At 39.0% G+C, this 18,822-nt stretch carries 16 protein-coding genes; 15 read left to right on the top strand and 1 reads right to left on the bottom strand.

What is annotated here, in order from left to right; all coding sequences use genetic code 11:
- Nucleotides 1–100 precede the first annotated feature (100 nt).
- The 12 genes from V7K62_RS16100 to rfbD all read left to right on the top strand — a co-directional run bounded on the left by V7K62_RS16100 (nt 101) and on the right by rfbD (nt 15,529).
- Nucleotides 101–4,651: a glycosyltransferase gene (locus tag V7K62_RS16100; protein ID WP_334865584.1), complete on the top strand. Its 4,551-nt coding sequence runs from the start codon at nt 101–103 to the stop codon at nt 4,649–4,651.
- A gap of 7 nt (nt 4,652–4,658) precedes the next feature.
- A complete protein-coding gene (locus tag V7K62_RS16095) occupies nt 4,659–4,841 on the top strand; it encodes a hypothetical protein (protein WP_334865582.1) in 183 nt (60 codons plus the stop codon).
- Between the two features lie 550 nt (nt 4,842–5,391).
- On the top strand, nt 5,392–6,417 hold the full coding sequence (locus V7K62_RS16090) for an acyltransferase family protein (RefSeq protein WP_334865580.1): 1,026 nt from the start codon (nt 5,392–5,394) through the stop codon (nt 6,415–6,417).
- 242 nt (nt 6,418–6,659) lie between these two features.
- On the top strand, nt 6,660–7,403 hold the full coding sequence (locus tag V7K62_RS16085; RefSeq protein ID WP_334865578.1) for a hypothetical protein: 744 nt from the start codon (nt 6,660–6,662) through the stop codon (nt 7,401–7,403).
- Entirely contained in the window at nt 7,378–9,225 is a 1,848-nt protein-coding gene (gene asnB / locus V7K62_RS16080; RefSeq protein ID WP_334865576.1) for an asparagine synthase (glutamine-hydrolyzing), read from the top strand. The genes V7K62_RS16085 and asnB overlap by 26 nt, the downstream gene beginning before the upstream one ends.
- A 186-nt stretch (nt 9,226–9,411) precedes the next feature.
- Nucleotides 9,412–9,585, top strand: a complete 174-nt coding sequence (locus tag V7K62_RS31580; protein ID WP_442937301.1) for a glycosyltransferase — start codon at nt 9,412–9,414, stop codon at nt 9,583–9,585.
- A 145-nt stretch (nt 9,586–9,730) separates the two neighbouring features.
- Complete coding sequence (locus V7K62_RS16075) at nt 9,731–10,759, top strand: glycosyltransferase family 2 protein (RefSeq protein WP_334865574.1); 1,029 nt, start codon at nt 9,731–9,733, stop codon at nt 10,757–10,759.
- Nucleotides 10,756–11,673 (top strand): glycosyltransferase family 2 protein, encoded by a 918-nt coding sequence (locus V7K62_RS16070; RefSeq protein ID WP_334865572.1) that lies wholly within the window; start codon nt 10,756–10,758, stop codon nt 11,671–11,673. Before V7K62_RS16075 ends, V7K62_RS16070 begins: the two co-directional genes overlap by 4 nt.
- A gap of 18 nt (nt 11,674–11,691) precedes the next feature.
- Nucleotides 11,692–12,762, top strand: a complete 1,071-nt coding sequence (locus tag V7K62_RS16065) for a glycosyltransferase family 4 protein (protein WP_334865570.1) — start codon at nt 11,692–11,694, stop codon at nt 12,760–12,762.
- 99 nt (nt 12,763–12,861) lie between these two features.
- Nucleotides 12,862–13,938, top strand: a complete 1,077-nt coding sequence (locus tag V7K62_RS16060) for a glucose-1-phosphate thymidylyltransferase (protein WP_334865568.1) — start codon at nt 12,862–12,864, stop codon at nt 13,936–13,938.
- 118 nt (nt 13,939–14,056) lie between these two features.
- Entirely contained in the window at nt 14,057–14,602 is a 546-nt protein-coding gene (rfbC, locus tag V7K62_RS16055; RefSeq protein WP_334865566.1) for a dTDP-4-dehydrorhamnose 3,5-epimerase, read from the top strand.
- A gap of 36 nt (nt 14,603–14,638) precedes the next feature.
- A complete protein-coding gene (gene rfbD, locus V7K62_RS16050; RefSeq protein WP_334865564.1) occupies nt 14,639–15,529 on the top strand; it encodes a dTDP-4-dehydrorhamnose reductase in 891 nt (296 codons plus the stop codon).
- A gap of 95 nt (nt 15,530–15,624) precedes the next feature.
- Here the strand turns inward: rfbD and V7K62_RS16045 are convergent, their stop codons facing one another.
- Nucleotides 15,625–16,365: a 2-phosphosulfolactate phosphatase family protein gene (locus tag V7K62_RS16045; RefSeq protein WP_334865562.1), complete on the bottom strand. Its 741-nt coding sequence runs from the start codon at nt 16,363–16,365 to the stop codon at nt 15,625–15,627.
- 510 nt (nt 16,366–16,875) lie between these two features.
- Between V7K62_RS16045 and V7K62_RS16040 the strand changes: the two genes are divergently transcribed.
- The 3 genes from V7K62_RS16040 (at nt 16,876) to V7K62_RS16030 (ending at nt 18,792) form a co-directional block, all read left to right on the top strand.
- Nucleotides 16,876–17,295, top strand: coding sequence for a BlaI/MecI/CopY family transcriptional regulator (locus V7K62_RS16040; RefSeq protein WP_099102645.1), 420 nt, complete (start codon nt 16,876–16,878; stop codon nt 17,293–17,295).
- Nucleotides 17,295–18,134 (top strand): M56 family metallopeptidase, encoded by an 840-nt coding sequence (locus V7K62_RS16035; protein WP_334866021.1) that lies wholly within the window; start codon nt 17,295–17,297, stop codon nt 18,132–18,134. The genes V7K62_RS16040 and V7K62_RS16035 overlap by 1 nt, the downstream gene beginning before the upstream one ends.
- Before the next feature lie 499 nt (nt 18,135–18,633).
- The gene (locus V7K62_RS16030; protein ID WP_334865560.1) at nt 18,634–18,792 is read left to right on the top strand and encodes a hypothetical protein; all 159 of its coding nucleotides are present in this window, start codon (nt 18,634–18,636) and stop codon (nt 18,790–18,792) included.
- Nucleotides 18,793–18,822 lie beyond the last annotated feature (30 nt).

Below are 18,822 nucleotides of genomic sequence, written 5' to 3'. Positions count from 1 at the left end.
AAAATTCGTTATCTAAAACATCAATTCATTCAAGCATTAATAACAACTCTAGGATGAGGATTTATAAATGGGACTAAATTCGCCTTTAATAAGTGTCGTTATGACTACTTATAACCATGAAAAATATATTGCTGAGGCTATTCAAAGTGTTCTAGAGCAGACTTTTACAGATTTTGAGTTGATTGTTGTCAATGATGGCTCCACCGATAGAAATGATGAAGTTATTAGAAGTTTTCAAGATAGTCGGATTGTTTATATTAATCAAGAAAATCAAGGTACGAGTACTGGTCTAAATCAAGGTATTATAGCAGCTAGAGGCAAGTATATTGCTTTAATGTCTGGGGATGACGTCTGTTATCCACAACGGTTAGAAAAACAATATCAATATTTATATACAAAGATTAATCAAGTAATTTTTTCTTCTGTTGATTTCATAGATGATGACAGTCATCCAGTCACAGGAAAGCATTTCGCTAGAAATTATTTTAATAATAGCAACAAAACTAGTGCAGAAATTCTCAACTACTTCTTCATGCAAGGTAACTATTTATGTGCTGTTACCGCTTTTTTAGAAAAAAAGATGTTATTGGAAGCTGGTTTATTCAACTTGGCATCCATTCAGCTACAAGATTTTGATATGTGGATAAAACTGGTTAAAAAATATGATATCTTCATCATGGAAGATAAGTTAGTCAAGTACCGAATCCGCCAAAATGAAGATAACTTAAGTCACCCAAATAACTCGGTTCGTTCTCTATTTGAACAATATCAAATATATCGAAATATTTTTGATGACGTTAATATTGAATTATTCAAAAAAGCTTTTGAAAAGAATATAAGAAAAAGTAATTTCCAAGAAGGTGCAGAGTATGAATTAGAAAAAGCATTTTTATACTTAAGTCATAGTTTGTCTTTAATCCAAAGTATTGGATATGAAAAGCTCTCTTGTCTTTTCCAAAATAAAAATATCTTATCGATAGCGAAGAATGAGTACAGTTTTACCTTACCGGATCTGTATAAAATGACAAATTCTTTCGATATATCAAACAGTAGAAAGATACAACAAATTCAGGCGGAACTAGAGCGATCGCAATCGGAATTGCAACAAACTCAGGCAGAATTGGAGCAGTTGCAATCGGAATTGGAACAAACTCAGACAGAACTGGAGCGGGAACAATCGGAATTGCAACAAACTCAGGCAGAATTCGAGCAGTTACAGATGAAAAAATTAGGTTTATTTATCAAGGCTGCATTCGATAGTCCTGTAGAATGGAAGCAAGAAAACAGTAATATTTGTTTTTCTGGGTGGTGCTTCCATCCCAAGTTGAAGGTTACTAAATTAACACTATCCTGTGGTAAAAGGGTCGTCGATTGTACCTACGGTTCTTCTCGTAAAGACGTAGGGCAAGTTTATTCAGAATCGCCCAACAGCATCAATAGTGGATTTATTGTCAACATTGATGTGCCGCCTGGAAGCTGGAAAATTACTTTAAATGGTTACTTAGAGTCAGGTGAAATAGTAAACTTTCCGGCGTCTGAGGTATTAGTTGTTTACCGTTTTAAGTTTTTGCACAGATGGAAACTTAGATTTCAGGAATCAATCAAATTTGCCAAGTCGATCGGTAAGCGAATATTAGAAAGACGCCAACGACTCGGCCGCTTCCCCACATTGGGAGAGTTACCTTTATTAGCAAGGCGGGCGATCGACCTTTACAGACAACAAAAAAATTTAGATCCAGATTTAACAGCACTTCCTCCTGGTTTCCTGATTCCTCAACCCCTTGATGTTTATGACGCGTGGTTAGAAGTGAATGAGTTAAATGAGCGATCGCTCTCTCATCTAACTTACCGTTTAAAGGCAGCCAAAACCAGCCTCCCGAAGATTTCGGTGGTGATGCCTGTTTTCAATCCCCAAATTCCATTTCTGGAATCAGCTATTGCCAGCGTCATTAATCAGGTTTATGAAAACTGGGAACTTTGTATTGCTGACGATCGCAGCACCGATCCAGTAGTACGTTTAACTTTAAAGCGATGGGCTGCCAGTGATGAACGTATCCGGGTAGTTTTTCGAGAAGAAAACGGCAACATTAGCGCTGCAACCAACAGCGCTGCTAGTTTAGCTGATGCTGATTATTTAGTGTTTTTGGATCATGATGACGAGCTAACCTCTGATGCTCTTGGGGAAGTGGCTTTATATTTAGTAGAGCATCCAGAAACCGACTTTCTTTACTCAGATGACGACAAGATAAATACTAACGGCTGTCGCTTTGCCCCACAATTTAAACCGGATTGGTCGCCAGAGTTGCTATTGTCCTACATGTACCTCAGTCATTTATGCGTAGTTAAACGCAGTATTTTCCAGGAAATTAGGGGATTACGGGTTGGGTTTGAAGGGTCGCAAGACTACGATTTTGCCTTGAGAGCTACGGAAATTTCTCATCACGTTGGGCATCTGCCCTTAGTGTTGTATCACTGGCGAGCAGTTCCAGGCTCAACAGCAACATCGGGTTCTGCCAAACCAGCTAGCTTTACATCTGGACAAAAAGCTCTGCAAGAAGCACTAGAACGTCGAGGCATTTCGGGAACTGTCTATCATCCAGATTGGGCTGCAAAAGCAGGGTGTGGAATATTTGAATACCAATTTCCCGATCGAGGACCAAGCGTAACAATTATTATTCCGACAAAAAATCAGTTGACTTTACTGCAAGCATGTTTAAATTCTTTGAAAAAGACGACATACAAGAATTATCAAATTGTCGTGATTGATAATGAAAGCGACGATCCGAAAACACTGGCTTATCTAGACCAAATTCCTCATCAAGTTTTGCAGATTGGAAATGGCGGTGCTGGGTTTAATTTTGCTGCTATTAATAACCGTGCGGCCGAGCAAGTAGATAGCGATTATCTGCTATTTTTGAATAATGATACTGAGGTGATATCTCCCCATTGGCTAAGTCAAATGATGGGCTTGGCTTTATTTCAAGGGGTAGGAGCTGTAGGCGCTCGCTTGCTTTATCCCAATCAAACCATTCAACATGCTGGGATCATTCATGGTTTATATCACGGCTTGGCAGGGCCAGCTTTTAAAAATGTGCCTAGCTGGGATTCTGGTTATCTTTCATATGCAAAAGTTAACCGGAATTATTCGGCTGTTACGGCTGCGTGTCTGTTCACTTCTCGCCAGTTGTTTTTGGAATTAGGCGGGTTTGATGAGAAGCAGTTTGCGGTCGCTTATAACGATGTGGACTATTGTTATAGGTTACTAGAAAAGGGATACCGTTCGGTCTATTGCCCTACTGCCGAACTGCTTCATAAAGAAGGCGCGTCTAGAGGTTTTAGGGATGATCCCAGAGAACCAGCTGCCTTCAAACGTAAATACAATGACAAAATTGATCCTTGGTATAGCCCTCACTTGTCTTTAAATGACGAGCAGTTCAAAATCCAGCCCCGCAGAGTTGTACTTGGCTCAGTAAAGCCAATTAAGACTCTCGTATTTACTCATAATTTGAATTGGGAAGGTGCCCCTTACAGTCAGTATGAAGTAACTGTCAAACTTAAAGAAATGGGTGCGATCGACCCCATAATTTATTCGCCTCAAGATGGCCCTTTGAAGACAGATTATGAGAGCCAAGGAATTCCTGTATACGTGAAAGAACATCCACTTCAGGATGTAGTCACAAATAATGATTATAACCAAGCAATCTCTGTATTAGCAGTATTCATTGAAGAACTGAAAGTAGAGATAATTTATGGTAATACATTACAGACTTTTTACGCGATCGCCGCGGCCAAAAATTTAGGCATCCCCTCAATTTGGAATGTGCGAGAAAGTGAACCTTGGCAAACTTACTTCAATAATTTTGGGCAGGAAATTGCGGCTCGTGCTTTAGAATGCTTTCGCTTTCCTTACCGGGTAGTTTTTGTAGCTGATGCCACCAAACAAAGATACTTAGCTTTGAATAGCCATCACAATTTTACTGTTATTCACAATGGTCTAAATTTAGAAAGGCTAGAGGAAAAAAGCAAAACTTGGACAAAGGACAAAGCCAGAAAATTGCTGAATGTTAGTGAAGATGAAGTTATCTTACTCTTGCTGGGAACTGTTTGTGAACGCAAGGGACAACACGATCTAGCATTAGCGTTAGCACAACTCCCTCAGGAATGGCATGGTAAAGTCAGAGTTTTTATTGTAGGCGATCGCCCCAGTAGTTACAGTACTGAGTTAAAAAATCTTGTCACCCAACTCCCAGAGGCGATCAGGCGAAAAGTCAGCATCATCCCAGAAACACCTGATATTGCCCAATATTACCAAGCCGCAGATATTTTTATCCTGACCTCTCGGATTGAAAGCTTTCCACGAGTCATTTTAGAAGCAATGGCTTATGGACTACCGATTATCACCACACCTGTATTTGGAGTTCAAGAGCAGGTACAACCAGGAAATAATGCTATTTTTTATGACCCTAGTAACTTAGAACAGTTAGCTGAAGCCATTTTACGTTTATTACAAGATGAAAAGATGCGATCGCGCTTCGCAGATAATTCTCGTCATGTATTAGGCTGTTTAAATAACTTTGAGGATATGGTGCGGAATTATGCCCATATTTTTCGGGAAGCATATTTTAGTTCATGTTCTCCAACTAAAAAGTAAATTTTCTATGCCATTGTTTAATCTGGATACCCAAAATCAGGGAAAACTAAGCTATTTAACTAGATTTTCTGGTTGGTATATACCTCAAAAACCTCAAGATGTACAGTTAAGCTTGTATCTTAATCAAAAGCCTTATGCATCTCTATTTTATGGTAGTCATCGTCCAGATGTAGAAGCTGCTCAAAAGTAAAATTTATGAGCAATTATCAAATATACTACCAATTATTTACATTTTTTTAAAATGACTAAATCTTGATGCCCTAGAAAACTTTGTGTATATTGGTACAATGAAAAGTATTTTGTCCAGTTCTCCATTACATAATCTATAGTGTGAAATGCGGTTCCATAATAGCTTTGATCGTCTATAATTTCCCCAATTTTGTGCTCAGAACAAAAGAAAACAAAACCTTTCTCAAGAATATCTAGACAAAGCGGAGATTGCACTCTCAACAAAGCTTAATAGTAAAATACTTAATATAGGACTAATATTTGATTTCTGAAAAGATACGTAGGGTGTTTTATCGCCGAGATTACTGCACCAAATCCTTACGAATGGTGCGTTACGGAAGCCCTAACACACCCTACGTATATTTAGTGCAGATTCCAAATATTTTGATTTGCTTCCTGTGCCTCTGAATATACTAATTTAGATCGCACAATAATATTTGACAATGGTACACTACATATAGAATTAAAATTTGCTCACTTTCCTACTAAATTTATTAATTAAATAAAATTATATGTATTTTAAATCTCTACAGATACTGAGAGCTATTGCTGCACTATCTGTAATTTTCTATCATATTCATATATATTCAGTTTTGATAGGAAATAATTACGAAAACTGGTTTAAAATTTTTAAGGAAAATTTTGCTTATGGCGCATTATTTTTCTTCGTATTATCCGGTTTTCTTATGGCTTATTTAATAGATATTGATTATAAAGATTTTCTCAGACTTAGGATATTAAGAATATATCCTACATACATAATAGCAGTTATTTTAGTTATTTTTTTTAAAGTTATGATATTCGGCTCTATAGAAAATGAAAAGTTATACTTAGCTATTACTCTTCTACCTTTCGGAGAACTACAGTATCCACTTGGCATAGAATGGACGTTGATTTATGAAGTATTTTTCTACTTGATTTGTTCATTGTTTACCACTCGTATTTTGAAGAGATTATATTTATTTTTCTTAATTACATGGTTTAATATAATTATTGTTGGGGATTTTATATTTCATACACAAACTCTGTTTAAACCATATATTAGTAATATCTTATTTTCTTCATTTAATTTATTATTCATTTGTGGTAGTATTGCATATTTAATTGCTAAAAAAATAGAAAAACCGAATAAAAGTTATGATTATCTTGGCATAATGATTGCATTTTCTTTAGTATTTTTATCCAATATCAGTACAGCTACTTTAGTTAAAAACTTGATGCTGGGTACTGGATTTTCCATGATTATTATGATTGCATATTTAAGAGATAAGTATCCAAACAAAAACAAAAAAATCTTATTCATCGAAACAATTACTTCTTTTGCAGAGACATTTGGTGATTATTCCTATGGTATATACCTGGTTCATGTACCGATAATTACAGTTATTTTTAGTGTTAGCAAAAATATGTTTAATTTTCCAATTAACTCTGAAATTTGCTTGATTAGTTTAGTAATTTCTTTATTTGTAGGATGGCACTATGGAAGGATGGAATTAAATATTTACAAAAAGCTAAAGATGTTAGTAAAATATAAATAATGCTTCTATCATTTTCTTATCTTTGCCTTTGTTAAAAACAAACCTATATATACAGTTAGCTGAAACCATTGTATGCTTATTTAAAAATGAAAAGATGCGATCGCACTTCGCAAATAATTCTCGTCATGTATTAGGATATTTAAATAACTTTGAGGATATGGTGCAGAATTATGCCCATATTTTCCGGGAAGCAGATTTTGGAAATTAGTGTTAACTAATGAATTTATCTAGGATTAATCGAGATGAGCATCATACCAGAGCATATGCTACAAGCAAGGCGAAAAATTAGCAATAAATACCTTATTGGTCAAGGTTTAGAAGTTGGCGCACTTCATTACCCTTTATGGATAGGTGAAAAAGCTAATGTTCGCTATGTAGATAGGTTAAGTGTGGAAGAACTTCGTCTGCAATATCCAGAACTGAATCAGTATAAATTAGTAAATGTTGATATTATCGATAATGGCGAAAAACTTGAAAGAATCACAAATAACTCAGTAGATTTTATTATTGGGAATCATCTGCTTGAACATTGTGAGAACCCTTTGGCAACCATTAGGAATCATTTATCTAAACTACGTAATAGTGGGATACTCTACTATGCAATACCAGATAAAAGACATAGTTTTGACTTAGATAGACCCCTGACAAGCTTTGAACATCTTGTAAGAGACGATCGAGAAGGTAGCGAAGTTTCCCGAATAGAACATTTCCATGAGTGGGTAGTACTTGTAAATAAAGTAAAAGATGATGAGATAGATGCTTCCCTACAGAAACTACTTGAAATCAACTATAGTATCCATTTTCATGTGTGGAATGATTCGACATTTCCAGAATTTTTGCTCAGGGCACAAAAATATTTAAATCATTCTTTTGAAATCGTGCATGTTGAGCAGAACGATACTGAAATTATAGCAATTTTGAGAAAAACAAATCATGGACTGCTGGCAAAGCTAAAATCCTATGTGCGGAATAGTTGGATTAATTGACACCAAATTAAAGCAAATTCCTAATGCTTTGATTCAAAGTATGCAAGATGTGATGCTTGCTCGTGGCCCTGATGGATCTGGAAACTTTATTGAAGGTTCTGTGGCGATGGCAATGCGTCGCCTTTCTATTATTGATTTAGAGCAAGGCTGGCAACCCCTCACCAGTGAAGATGGACAAATTATTGCTTTTCAAAATGGTGAAATTTATAACTACCAAAAGCTAAAAAAAGAACTAGAACAGCAAGGTTTTGTCTTTAAAACTAACAGCGATACAGAAGTTTTGGCTCATGGTTTTGCCCAATGGGGAATTGAAGGACTGCTAGAAAAAATCGACGGGATGTATGCGATCGCCATTCTCGATCGTAGAAGTCGCGAGCTGCATCTTGCTAGAGATCGCTTTGGAGAAAAGCCACTTTTTTACTGCTACGCCCAAGGGCGTTTTGCTTATAGCTCAAATATGTTAGCTTTGGCAGCATTGCCGTGGGTTAATAACGAGATAGATCCTGTGAGTTTAGATCGCTATCTAGCGCTACATTTTGTCCCTGGCGATCGCACGATTCTCAAAGATATTAAGCGAGTATTACCAGGTGAAAGGCTTTGCATTTCGGTAGACAACCCTGTACCACAAAGATTTCGCTACTATCAAATTCCCATTGATAAACAACGCCGCGTATCTGATGAAGAATTAGCTAAACAGCTAGAAAATGCTGTTGTGTCAAGATTAATCGCTGATGTACCTGTTGGTGTTTTTCTCTCAGGAGGACTCGACAGTTCAATTGTGGCAGCGATCGCCGCTCGGCACAATCCCCAAATAGATACCTTTTCTATGGGATTTTGCTCAAAAGACCATGATGAAAGTATTTATGCTCAGCAAGTATCTCAAGCCATTGGCAGTAATCATCATCATTTCATGTTTGATGACAACAGCTTTGCCCAATTGCTCCCACAGGTAGCTGCTGCTTTGGATGAGCCAATTGGCGATCAAGCGATGCTACCGCTTTACTGGCTGTGCAAAGAAGCAAAGCAACACGTCACTGTGGTGCTATCTGGAGAAGGTGCAGATGAAATATTTGCCGGATACAGTTACTATAATCGTTTTGCCTCCAAAAAAAGTTGGAAAAACAGCCTTAAGGCATTACTGGTGCGATCGCCTGACACATCGGAATCATATCAAAGTTTAGTGCATAATCCTTTGCCAATCACACCTTCTGGGTTTCCGTTGTTGTCAGATGCAGCACAGCGCGAACAACTTATGGGGCGATCGCGTTCCGAAATGGATGACTGGGAACGTGACTTGCTATCTTGGCTAGACTCTGCTGCAAACCCTTTGCAAAAAGCCAGTAGTGCAGACATGGCAACTTGGCTACCTGATGATTTGCTGGTGAAATATGACAGAATGGCAATGGCTCATAGTTTAGAAGGACGTGCCCCATTTTTGCAGCCACAACTAGTTGAAATTGGACTAAATCTACCAGAACATGAGAGAATGTCGAACGAAATAAGCAAAATCGCTCTGCGTCGCGTGGCTGGGCGTTGGTTATCTAAGGAAATCATGCAGCGCCGTAAACAAGGGTTTGTACTACCTATGGCAAATTGGCTAAAACAGTGGTTTGAGACTTATGGTGGAGTCGATAATTATTTTGCTGGAATACACTTTCCAGGATTAGATATTAACCAAATATGTCAAATGGTAAAGGTTGATCTTCAGCAAGGTATTATTCGAGAACGCTTTATTTTTGCTTTGATACTTCTAATTGAATGGCAAAGAAAATTTGAGTTAAAATTATCAGTGTTGCGTGATAATTACATGATAAACTCTTAATAAAATAGTCATTAATCAATAATTAATTTAATCTCAATACTCCTTTTCATTACGCTCAATTTGCTCTCAGGAGGCAACCGGGATAGAATGTTAAAATAAATCAAATATTCAGTTGTAATTACCATATTTAATGAAGAAGAAGTTATATAAGAACTATGGCAGCGACTGCACAAAGTTCTCAGATAAATTGATGGTAACAGTGAAGTTATTTTTATCAACGATGGTAGTTATGATGCCTCTCTTGAAATTTTAATAAAATTAAGACTTTCACATCCAGAAATTAAAATTATCAGTTTATCTAGAAATTTTGGACATCGGTACATTTCAGATGTGTTTAGTTCTCACTATCCAACATGGTAATGCAAGTATAATCTTCGACAGATACTAGAGGAGATTTATTATGCTCAACATCTATAAAACAAACTAATCTAAAACTAACTAAATAATCCTTCCAAAATACTAGTTTAGTCAAAATTTTTGTGTCAAACTTATAAATTTAACTCAAATGCAGGATAAAGAAAAAATTGGCATTGTTTTAGCAACCTATAATCCTCAACTTGAATATTTTTATAAACAGATTAAGTCAATTCAAAACCAAACTTGGCAAAACTGGATTTGTCATATTGTTGATGACTGCTCTAAGCCGGAATATCAAACTGAAATCCAGAAAATTATTGAAAATGATTCACGATTTATCTATCATTTTCACAGCCATAATCTTAAACATTATTATAATTTTGAACGGGGTTTGCAATACTGTGTTCAAGACCCTAGCATTACAGCGATCGCCTTTTCAGATCAAGATGATATTTGGCAAACAGAAAAGCTAGAAATATTGATAACAAAACTACGCTCAGAACAAATGCTTCTAGTCCATTCTGACCTGGAACTTATCAACAGTTATGATGAAATAATCCATCCTTCTACCTGGAATTTTGAAGGACGTAATCCTGAAAAAGCTACGATGGAGTTATTACTGCTTCGCAATGTGGTAACGGGATGCTCGTTGTTGTTTTGTACTTCTCTACTCACTTATATTCTACCCTTTCCACAAGGAAATGAGGTTGGTTTGCATCACGATTGGTGGGTAGCATTGGTTGCAATTCAAAAAGGTAAAATTGGCCATATTCGGCAACCTTTAGTCCGCTATAGGCTCCATAGTTCCAATGCAGTAGGAGCAATGCAAAATGCGGGCAATTTTTACACTGAACTTATGCTGTGGTTCAGGAAAAAATATCGAATTACAGGTAAAAGCTATTTAATTCATTGTAACTTGAGTAAAGCATTTCAGGCTAGATTTTACCAACAATTAGACTCAAGCTGGTCTAATCCTTTTGATGATCGGCGATTAGATTTTGGTTGGGCTGTTTTTAAGCTGTGTTACCAAAGTTTAAAAGTAGGATATCGTTCTGAAGGCATAGCACTACGAATTTTAATTTTTAAAATTTTATTCGATATTCAACGAGTTCAAAATTATATCTTCAAGGTGTTGCCCATATTTCAAGCGACCAAGAGCAATATCCAAAACAAATGAACCAGCAGCAACCTATCTCAGTATCCGTTATTTTAGTTAACTATAATGGAGCAGAAATTCTACCAGATTGTTTAAAATCTATACAAAAATTTATTGATGTACCTACCTATGAAATCATTCTTGTGGACAATGCTTCTAGCGATGGTAGTGTTGAATTAGTTGCAGAAAATTACCCCCAAATTCGCCTAGTTAAACAGAAAGAAAATCGCGGCTTTGGAGCAGGAAATAATGCAGGTGCAAAATTTGCTAGTGGAGAATTCTTATTTTTATTAAATACTGATACGGTACTTACTAGTAATATTTTACCGCATCTAATTAAGTTGATGGAAGCAGACCCACAGGTAGGAATTATTGGCCCAAAATTGTTGAATTCAGATGGTAGTTTACAAATTTCTATTTCACCAGCATTAGGAATTCAAGGTGAATATCAAGCTCGTCAGATACACCAAGCTTATCAAAATATCTCTCAGCAAAATTTGATTGAGCAGAAATTCCAAGAAATTCAAGAGGTCGATATTGTTGTAGGGGCTGCTTTTTTTATTCGTTCAAGTTTATTTGATGAATTAGGTGGATTTGATGAAAACTTTTTCATGTATTTTGAAGAGTCAGATTTATGCCAAAGAGCGCATAATCAAGGATATAAAATTATCTACACGCCTCATGTATCTTTGATTCATTTGAAAGGATACTCGATTCAAAAGGCTGCAAATACAATGGCTATAGAATATAGACGTAGCCAGATTTATTATTATCAAAAACATCGCCCTTGCTGGGAACAATTACTATTACGTATATATCTTTTCTATAAATTTTTTTGGGAATTTATAACTACAGCTAATCCTAATAGTCTGAAAGTTATCATCTTGTTATTTACAACTAAAAAATCTGCTATCAAAGCACCTGTATCTAATTAATAATGTAGTAATTTTATTATGCCTATATTAGTCAATTTATCTTTTGCCCCAGCACAGCCTACTGGTTGGTTAAGCTATAGTTTTAATTTATTAAAAGAGCTAAAAAACTTAGACATTAATGTATTAAGTCCAATTGGAATTTCTGGTATTAAATCTCATCATTCGCCACCAGATATGACGACGGATTTTGGGATGAAAGGCCATTTAAAGCGTCTGCTATGGACGCAATTTAAACTGCCAAATTTATATCGACAGATGAAGTCTACATTACTATTTTGTCCTATCCCAGAGGCTCCTTTATTTTCTTCCTGTTCTTATGTCGTTACTGTTCATGATTTAATTCCTTTAAGATTTCCACAATGGTTTTCTATAACGCAGCGACTTTATTGCAGCTATTATATTCGTGCTGTAATAAGACAATCAAAGCACGTTATTTGTGATTCAATGGCAACTGCTGAAGATTTAAGGAAATTTTTGGGAGTTACCGAAGACAAAATAACTGCGATTCCACTAGCATACGACAGCGAAAAGTTTCGTTTTTTGGATTTACCAACGCAAAATTATTTTCTCTATTTAGGACGGCATAATCCTCACAAAAATCCTGAACGCTTAATTACGGCCTTTGCCGCACTGCCTAACCGTCAAGACTATGAACTTTGGTTAGCAGGACCAAGCGATCGCCGTTATACTCCAGTTTTAAAAGCGCAAGTAGAGAAACTAGGTATAACTAATCAGGTAAAGTTCCTTGACTATGTACCGTATGGCGAATTACCAAAAATAATCAATGAAGCGATCGCTCTGGTTTTCCCCAGTCTCTGGGAAGGCTTTGGTTTACCTGTCCTCGAAGCAATGGCTTGTGGTACTCCCGTCATTACCTCCAATCTCTCCTCCTTACCAGAAGTGGCTGGCGATGCAGCGATTCTAATCAATCCCTACAACACCGGAGAAATTACAGAGGCGATGCAGGTTATTGCAACTGATTTGGAATTGCGATCGCGCCTTTCTAGCCAAGGTATCACTCACTCTCAACAATTCAGTTGGGAAAAAACAGGAAAAGCAACCGTCGAAGTTTTATCCCGTTACATATAAAAGATAATCTAACGCCAGAATGTTAGATGCCAGGATTTGGGATTTTGTCCAGATTTCAGATTATCTTGACTAATGACTTGTAATTAATCCTCAATCCTTATGAAAGCACTAATTCTCTCTGGCGGAAAAGGTACACGCCTACGTCCCCTCACCTATAGCGGAGCAAAACAACTCGTCCCAGTTGCGAATAAACCTGTTTTATGGTATGGCATTGAAGAAATGGTCGCTGCTGGTATTACTGATATTGGCATCATCATCAGCCCGGAAACTGGGGCAGAAGTCCAAGCGAAAACTGGAAATGGAGAATACTTTGGAGCGAACATCACCTACATCATACAAGACCAGCCACTTGGACTTGCTCATGCCGTTCAAATCGCCCGTCCGTTTTTAGGAGATTCTCCTTTTGTCATGTACTTGGGCGATAACCTGATTCAATTAGGTGAGTTACGTTACTTTCTGCAACAATTTAGCCAACAACAGCCAGATGCTTTGATTCTCTTACGTTCGGTTGCCAATCCTAGCGCCTTTGGTGTGGCTCAGGTAGATGATACAGGACGGGTATTACAGTTAATTGAAAAACCCAAAGTTCCGCCTTCAAATTTGGCACTGGTAGGGGTTTATTTCTTTTCTCACCTCATCTATGATGCGATCGCAAATATTCAACCTTCCACCAGAGGCGAACTGGAAATCACTGATGCCATTCAATACCTCATTAATCAAGAAAAGCAAGTTTTAGCCTATAATCTCAAAGGTTGGTGGCTAGATACTGGTAAAAAAGATGACTTACTAGAAGCTAATAGATTAATTCTCGATACCTATCTGACAGCATCAGTTGTGGGCGAAATTGATGCCCAAAGTCAGATTATTGGGCGAGTCCAAATCGGTGCAAAATCTAAAGTAATTAACTGCACAATTCGGGGGCCAGTAGTCATTGGTAGCAATTGTCATTTAGAAAACTGCTTTATTGGCCCTTATAGTAGCATTGCTAACAATGTCACACTCATTGATACCGATTTAGAACACAGTGTTATTTTAGAAGGTGCTAAAATCGCCGGAATTCATCAGCGCATTATCGATAGTGTGATTGGGCAAAGGGCACAATTGATTCTTGCACCCCGTCGCCCCAAAGCCTTGCGATTTCTGATTGGCGATGACTGTCAAATTGAACTAACGTGATTTACTTCTTAAAAAGAGGACAAACCATCGTCAAAGTTGGAACACAGTGCCTGTAAAATATAAATGCGAAATTCATTTAACAATCAGAACACTGCGGCACATCCTATAAATAATATTAATGAGCATTGTACATACCAAAATTCCCGAAGTTCTAAAACTTGACCCCCAAGTATTTGCAGACGATCGCGGTTTCTTTTTTGAAGCCTACAACCACCAAAAATTCGCTCAAGAGATAGGGATTGTTACAAACTTCGTCCAAGATAACCACTCTTGCTCTAAACAAAACGTCCTGCGTGGGCTGCACTATCAAATCCAACAACCCCAAGGTAAACTCATTCGTGCGATTGTTGGCAGTATTTTTGACGTAGCCCTAGATATTAGAAAAAGTTCACCCACGTTTGGTAAATGGGTAGGTTATGAACTAAGTGCTAAAAACAAACGCCTACTGTGGATACCACCAGGCTTTGCTCATGGTTTTCTGGCGCTTTCAGAAATAGCCGAAGTTCTCTACAAAGCTACAGATTACTACGCACCTCAAAGCGATCGCACAATTCTATGGAACGATCCGGATTTAGCTATAGATTGGCCTCTGAGTGCGCCACCCATTTTATCAGCTAAAGACCAAGCCGGGAAACCTTTGAAAACTGCTGAAGTATTTGATTAAGCTTAATGATTGCGTTAGGTTCGAGAACTAATTAGGATGAGTAAATCAATTTTGCTGATTGGTAGCAACGGTCAAGTGGGTAAGGAACTGCAACAAATACTCCCATCCTATGGCGATATTATCTCAGTGGCACGCCCAACAATAGACCTTGCCCAGCCTGATACTCTGTGCAGCATTATCAGATCCAACCAACCGCAAATCATCATTAACGCTGCTGCTTACACTGCTGTAGACAAAGCCGAAAGCGAAGCCGAACTTGCTACTGCTATTAATGCTACTGCACCCCTAATTATTGCCCAAGAAAGCCAAAAATTAGGAGCTTTTCTAATTCATATTTCGACCGATTATGTTTTTGATGGTAATGGGTATCGCCCTTACCAGGAAACCGATGCAACTAATCCCTTGAGTGTCTATGGTAAAACGAAACTTGCTGGAGAAGAAGCAATTCGGGCAACTTGCGCCCACCACCTCATCCTCCGTACTGCTTGGGTTTATGGAACCTTTGGCAAAAGTAACTTTGTCAAAACCATGCTGCGACTAGGTGCAGAACGCCAAGAACTTCGTGTTGTCGCCGATCAAATTGGTAGCCCGACTTGGGCGCAAGATATAGCCACAGTCATAGCCCAGATGATTCCTCAGTTAACCCCAAAAATTAGCGGCACTTATCACTACACTAATAGCGGCGTTGCTAGCTGGTATGACTTTGCTGTTGCCATTTTTGAAGAAGCCCAACAGCTGGGCTTCCCTTTAAAAGTTGAACGTATTGTCCCGATTACAACTGCTGAATATCCGACGCCAGCCCGTCGCCCTGCCTATTCCGTCCTTGCTTGTGGAAAAATTTCAGCCATTCTAGGGACTTATCCTCCCCATTGGCGACAAAGACTCCGACAAATGCTCACAGATTTCAAGAGTGGGCATAGGGCATAGGGCAATTCAATTTTGGATTTTGGATTTTAAATTTTGGATTAAATTTCAATCTAAAATCCAAAATCTAAAATTCTTCCTCCCCCAGTCCTCACTCCCTATTTCCTTTGACTTTTTAAAACTCCCGTCTCATGTTGTATTGGCAAGACATCTAAAATATCAGTTTGAGAACAATATTTTAAATCTTCTTGACAGTCAAGACGCAACAATCGTTGACCGTGACTAGCTTGGTGAAGTAATCCCAATAAGTTATCTTGCCACTGAGAGTAAAGAGCGATCGCATTAATTACTTCATCATTACCAGCGAGTTCTTCTGGTGACAACTGGGTTTGCTGCACAAGACTATGAGCGATCGCACCTGCACAAACTGTATCCTCTAAAGAAAAACTGCCTTCCCAACCAGAACCGACAATCCATACTGTCTCTGGTTGCAACTCTCGGAGAAATTGCACCACCGCCGCCCGGTTAATCAAGGCTGCTGCTAATACATTTGGGGAGTCTTGCACCCGTTGTAAAGCACGGGTGCCATTTGTGGTACTGATAAACAAACGCCTCCCCTGCACTAATTCAGGTGTGCAGTCGAGGGGAGAGTTACCCAACTCAAAGCCAGCTACTTTCGCACCGCCGCGTTCTCCAGCCCGCAGACGTTTTTCAAGAGGCCATTTTTCGCTAACTTCAATTAACTGATCTAAATCGCTGAATACTTGTACAGCTTCGCCTCCAGCTGCCAAAACTGTCGCAATTGTGCTAGTGGCTCGCAAGACATCGACTGCGATCGCACATTCTGGCGCTTCATCCGTTGGAGTCAATTCAGGAGTGTGGTATACGAATAGCTTCACGCGCTGGATACACCTGCTTTAATACTACTGCCGCAAATAACATTCTACCTAGTTGATGTCACTAACTATAGTCACAATTGCTCCAGGAAAATTTTTTATCATCAAAATACAAAATGTATCTTATCCAATACATAGATGGGGTGGGTCTGGAGAGCAGCACTTCGGCTCCTTTCGACTTGGCTACCTCAGCTCCGCTCGGCACAAGTCAAGGCAAGTCGCTCAGTGACCGAAGAAGTTGCAGTAAGTTTTTCCCTCTGCCCTCTGCTCCTTTGCACCTCTGCCTCTTTTCAATCCCTAATAAATACTCAAAAAGCGCATTTTATGCTGTTAGACTTTCAGACTTGCTGCACTATCTTGTAATCTAAAACAAGAACAGACTTTCTAAATGGGGAAAAAGTTACAGTTATAAGGCTACAGCCCAAAGGGACAAATATTTACTCATTCCCTACTCCCCAGTACAGAGGCAATTAATCGTGTCTCTCCCACTCCCCACTCCCCATTGAAATTGCTATGGCACCTTTACCCGACTACCGCCCTAAACAACTATCTTTAGGCCCGTTGGAAGCGGAAATTTTAAATATCATCTGGGAACTTGGTTCAGCTACAGTCAAGGATGTACACGATCGCATCCTCGCTGATCCCAACCGCGAATTAGCGTATACTTCTGTAACCACCGTCTTACGTCGCCTCACTGATAAAGGTTGGCTGGCTTGCGACAAGAAAGAGCGGGCATTCTATTGGCGGCCAATGCTGAGTAAGCAACAATCAGATGTCATCAAAGCTCACGAACAGTTACAGCGATTTTTAGCGGTGGGAAACCCCGATGTTGTTGCTGCCTTTGCTGATAGTCTGGATGAAGCAGCTAGTGAGCAAATAGCAGCGATCGCCAAACGTATTCAATCTGCACGCCAAGCCAGGGAGGAACAATGATGCATCTGATGATGATTTTAAATGCTTTGGCAGTCGCCTGGTGGTTAAGATCCGCTTGGAATCAACCCCAAGGAAGTTGGAGTCTGCGGTGGCGGCGATCGCTATTTTTGTTTCTCTTCCCCCCCTTGCTAATTTTCATGACTGCGATCGCTGTGCTGTTCATGGGGCCTCAAGGACAAATGGGCGGGATGTATACAGGCTCAATTAGCTATTTACTAGCATTAATTTATTTAGCATTTTTTGCCATTTCATGCATTAAACTTGCCTTCCAGGGTTGGCAGTCTGTAGAATCTGCCCGTAACTGTCCTTTAGTGAATGTTGGCGATAGACGAGCCAGACTGCTGCAAACGGGCGCGTTATTTGCAGGTCAAATTGGTTTTTGGCAACCAGAACTAGTGGTTAGCCAAGGATTAGTGCAAACTCTCTCACCCGCTCATTTAGAAAGCGTCTTAGCCCATGAGCAAGGGCATCACCATTATAGGGATACGTTCTGGTTTTTCTGGCTGGGTTGGGTACGTTCTTGCACTGCATGGTTGCCGAATACAGAGCCTTTGTGGGAAGAACTGTTAGGTCTGCGCGAACTCCGTGCCGACGGTTATGCAGCATTGCAGGTAGACCCTCTGGTGTTAGCGGAATCACTTTTATTAGTAGTTAGTAGCGGCCCCGTCTTATCAGAAATTTGCTGTGCTGCATTAGGTTCCTCTGGTGCAGATCGTTTAGAACAAAGAGTAGAAGCTTTATTAGCACCACCGCAAGCAACCCCAGAAGCTCAATTGCAATCCTGGCATGGCTTTTTGCTGGCGTTCCTGCCTTTACTGAGTGTGATATTTCATAGTTAAGGTGAATTCCATTAATGAATTTACCCCAGCCGTTGGTTTCGACTACTTCAACTGCGCTCAGTACAAGTTTGCTCAACCAACTTCATAGTCGAGAGTTGAGCGGAGTCGAAACTCGTCAGCATTGGTATTTTCTTCGCTAGAAATCACCTAAGTTGAATTTAAAAAGCTACTACAGTACAAAGTTGTGACGGTAGCAACATACCTCTCAATACGGTTCGGTTAAGGTGCATAGTCCTTAAAGATCCCCCTTAGTCCCCCTTAAAAAGGGGGAAATAGAGCTATTCTTAGCCCCCCCTTTTTAAGGGGGGTTGGGGGGATCAAGTCTTATCCGAACCGTATTGACATACCTCTTCCCTATAGCAACTTCTGCCTTCCCTGTAGCAGCTTCTGCCTTCCCTGTAGCAGTATCGGTTATGTTTGTAGCGATGTTGATCGCGACGATAACGATGAAAACTTTGTTCTTGACTATACCCCAATACGGGTCGGTTAAGGTTTTTTGATGGAAATTCTAGATCGTAAAGATGCGATAAATCATCACAAAGACGCGATAAATTACTGTCAAAACGAAAAACTGATTATTGTAGAGACGGCGATTCATCGCGTCTCTTGCCTTAACCGAACAGTATTGCCCTACACCCATGTTTTTGAAAGTGGGTAAACTCTTTGCTTAGGGAATCTGGATTAGGTA

The organism is Nostoc sp., assembly GCF_036917935.1.
Classification (GTDB): Bacteria; Cyanobacteriota; Cyanobacteriia; order Cyanobacteriales; family Nostocaceae; genus Nostoc.
Note: the sequence above shows the minus strand (reverse complement) of the source record. Positions and strands in the feature narration are given on the sequence as shown.

What these genes read in the sequence shown, in the direction of transcription:
- asnB (WP_334865576.1), top strand. Translation starts at nt 7,378, where the DNA reads ATGTGCGGAATAGTTGGATTAATTGACACCAAATTAAAGCAAATTCCT.
- V7K62_RS16075 (WP_334865574.1), top strand. Translation starts at nt 9,731, where the DNA reads ATGCAGGATAAAGAAAAAATTGGCATTGTTTTAGCAACCTATAATCCT.
- V7K62_RS16040 (WP_099102645.1), top strand. Translation starts at nt 16,876, where the DNA reads ATGGCACCTTTACCCGACTACCGCCCTAAACAACTATCTTTAGGCCCG.
- V7K62_RS16085 (WP_334865578.1), top strand. Translation starts at nt 6,660, where the DNA reads ATGAGCATCATACCAGAGCATATGCTACAAGCAAGGCGAAAAATTAGC.
- V7K62_RS16030 (WP_334865560.1), top strand. Translation starts at nt 18,634, where the DNA reads ATGGAAATTCTAGATCGTAAAGATGCGATAAATCATCACAAAGACGCG.
- V7K62_RS16035 (WP_334866021.1), top strand. Translation starts at nt 17,295, where the DNA reads ATGCATCTGATGATGATTTTAAATGCTTTGGCAGTCGCCTGGTGGTTA.
- V7K62_RS16070 (WP_334865572.1), top strand. Translation starts at nt 10,756, where the DNA reads ATGAACCAGCAGCAACCTATCTCAGTATCCGTTATTTTAGTTAACTAT.
- V7K62_RS16060 (WP_334865568.1), top strand. Translation starts at nt 12,862, where the DNA reads ATGAAAGCACTAATTCTCTCTGGCGGAAAAGGTACACGCCTACGTCCC.
- V7K62_RS16095 (WP_334865582.1), top strand. Translation starts at nt 4,659, where the DNA reads ATGCCATTGTTTAATCTGGATACCCAAAATCAGGGAAAACTAAGCTAT.
- rfbD (WP_334865564.1), top strand. Translation starts at nt 14,639, where the DNA reads ATGAGTAAATCAATTTTGCTGATTGGTAGCAACGGTCAAGTGGGTAAG.
- rfbC (WP_334865566.1), top strand. Translation starts at nt 14,057, where the DNA reads ATGAGCATTGTACATACCAAAATTCCCGAAGTTCTAAAACTTGACCCC.
- V7K62_RS16065 (WP_334865570.1), top strand. Translation starts at nt 11,692, where the DNA reads ATGCCTATATTAGTCAATTTATCTTTTGCCCCAGCACAGCCTACTGGT.
- V7K62_RS16100 (WP_334865584.1), top strand. Translation starts at nt 101, where the DNA reads ATGACTACTTATAACCATGAAAAATATATTGCTGAGGCTATTCAAAGT.
- V7K62_RS16090 (WP_334865580.1), top strand. Translation starts at nt 5,392, where the DNA reads ATGTATTTTAAATCTCTACAGATACTGAGAGCTATTGCTGCACTATCT.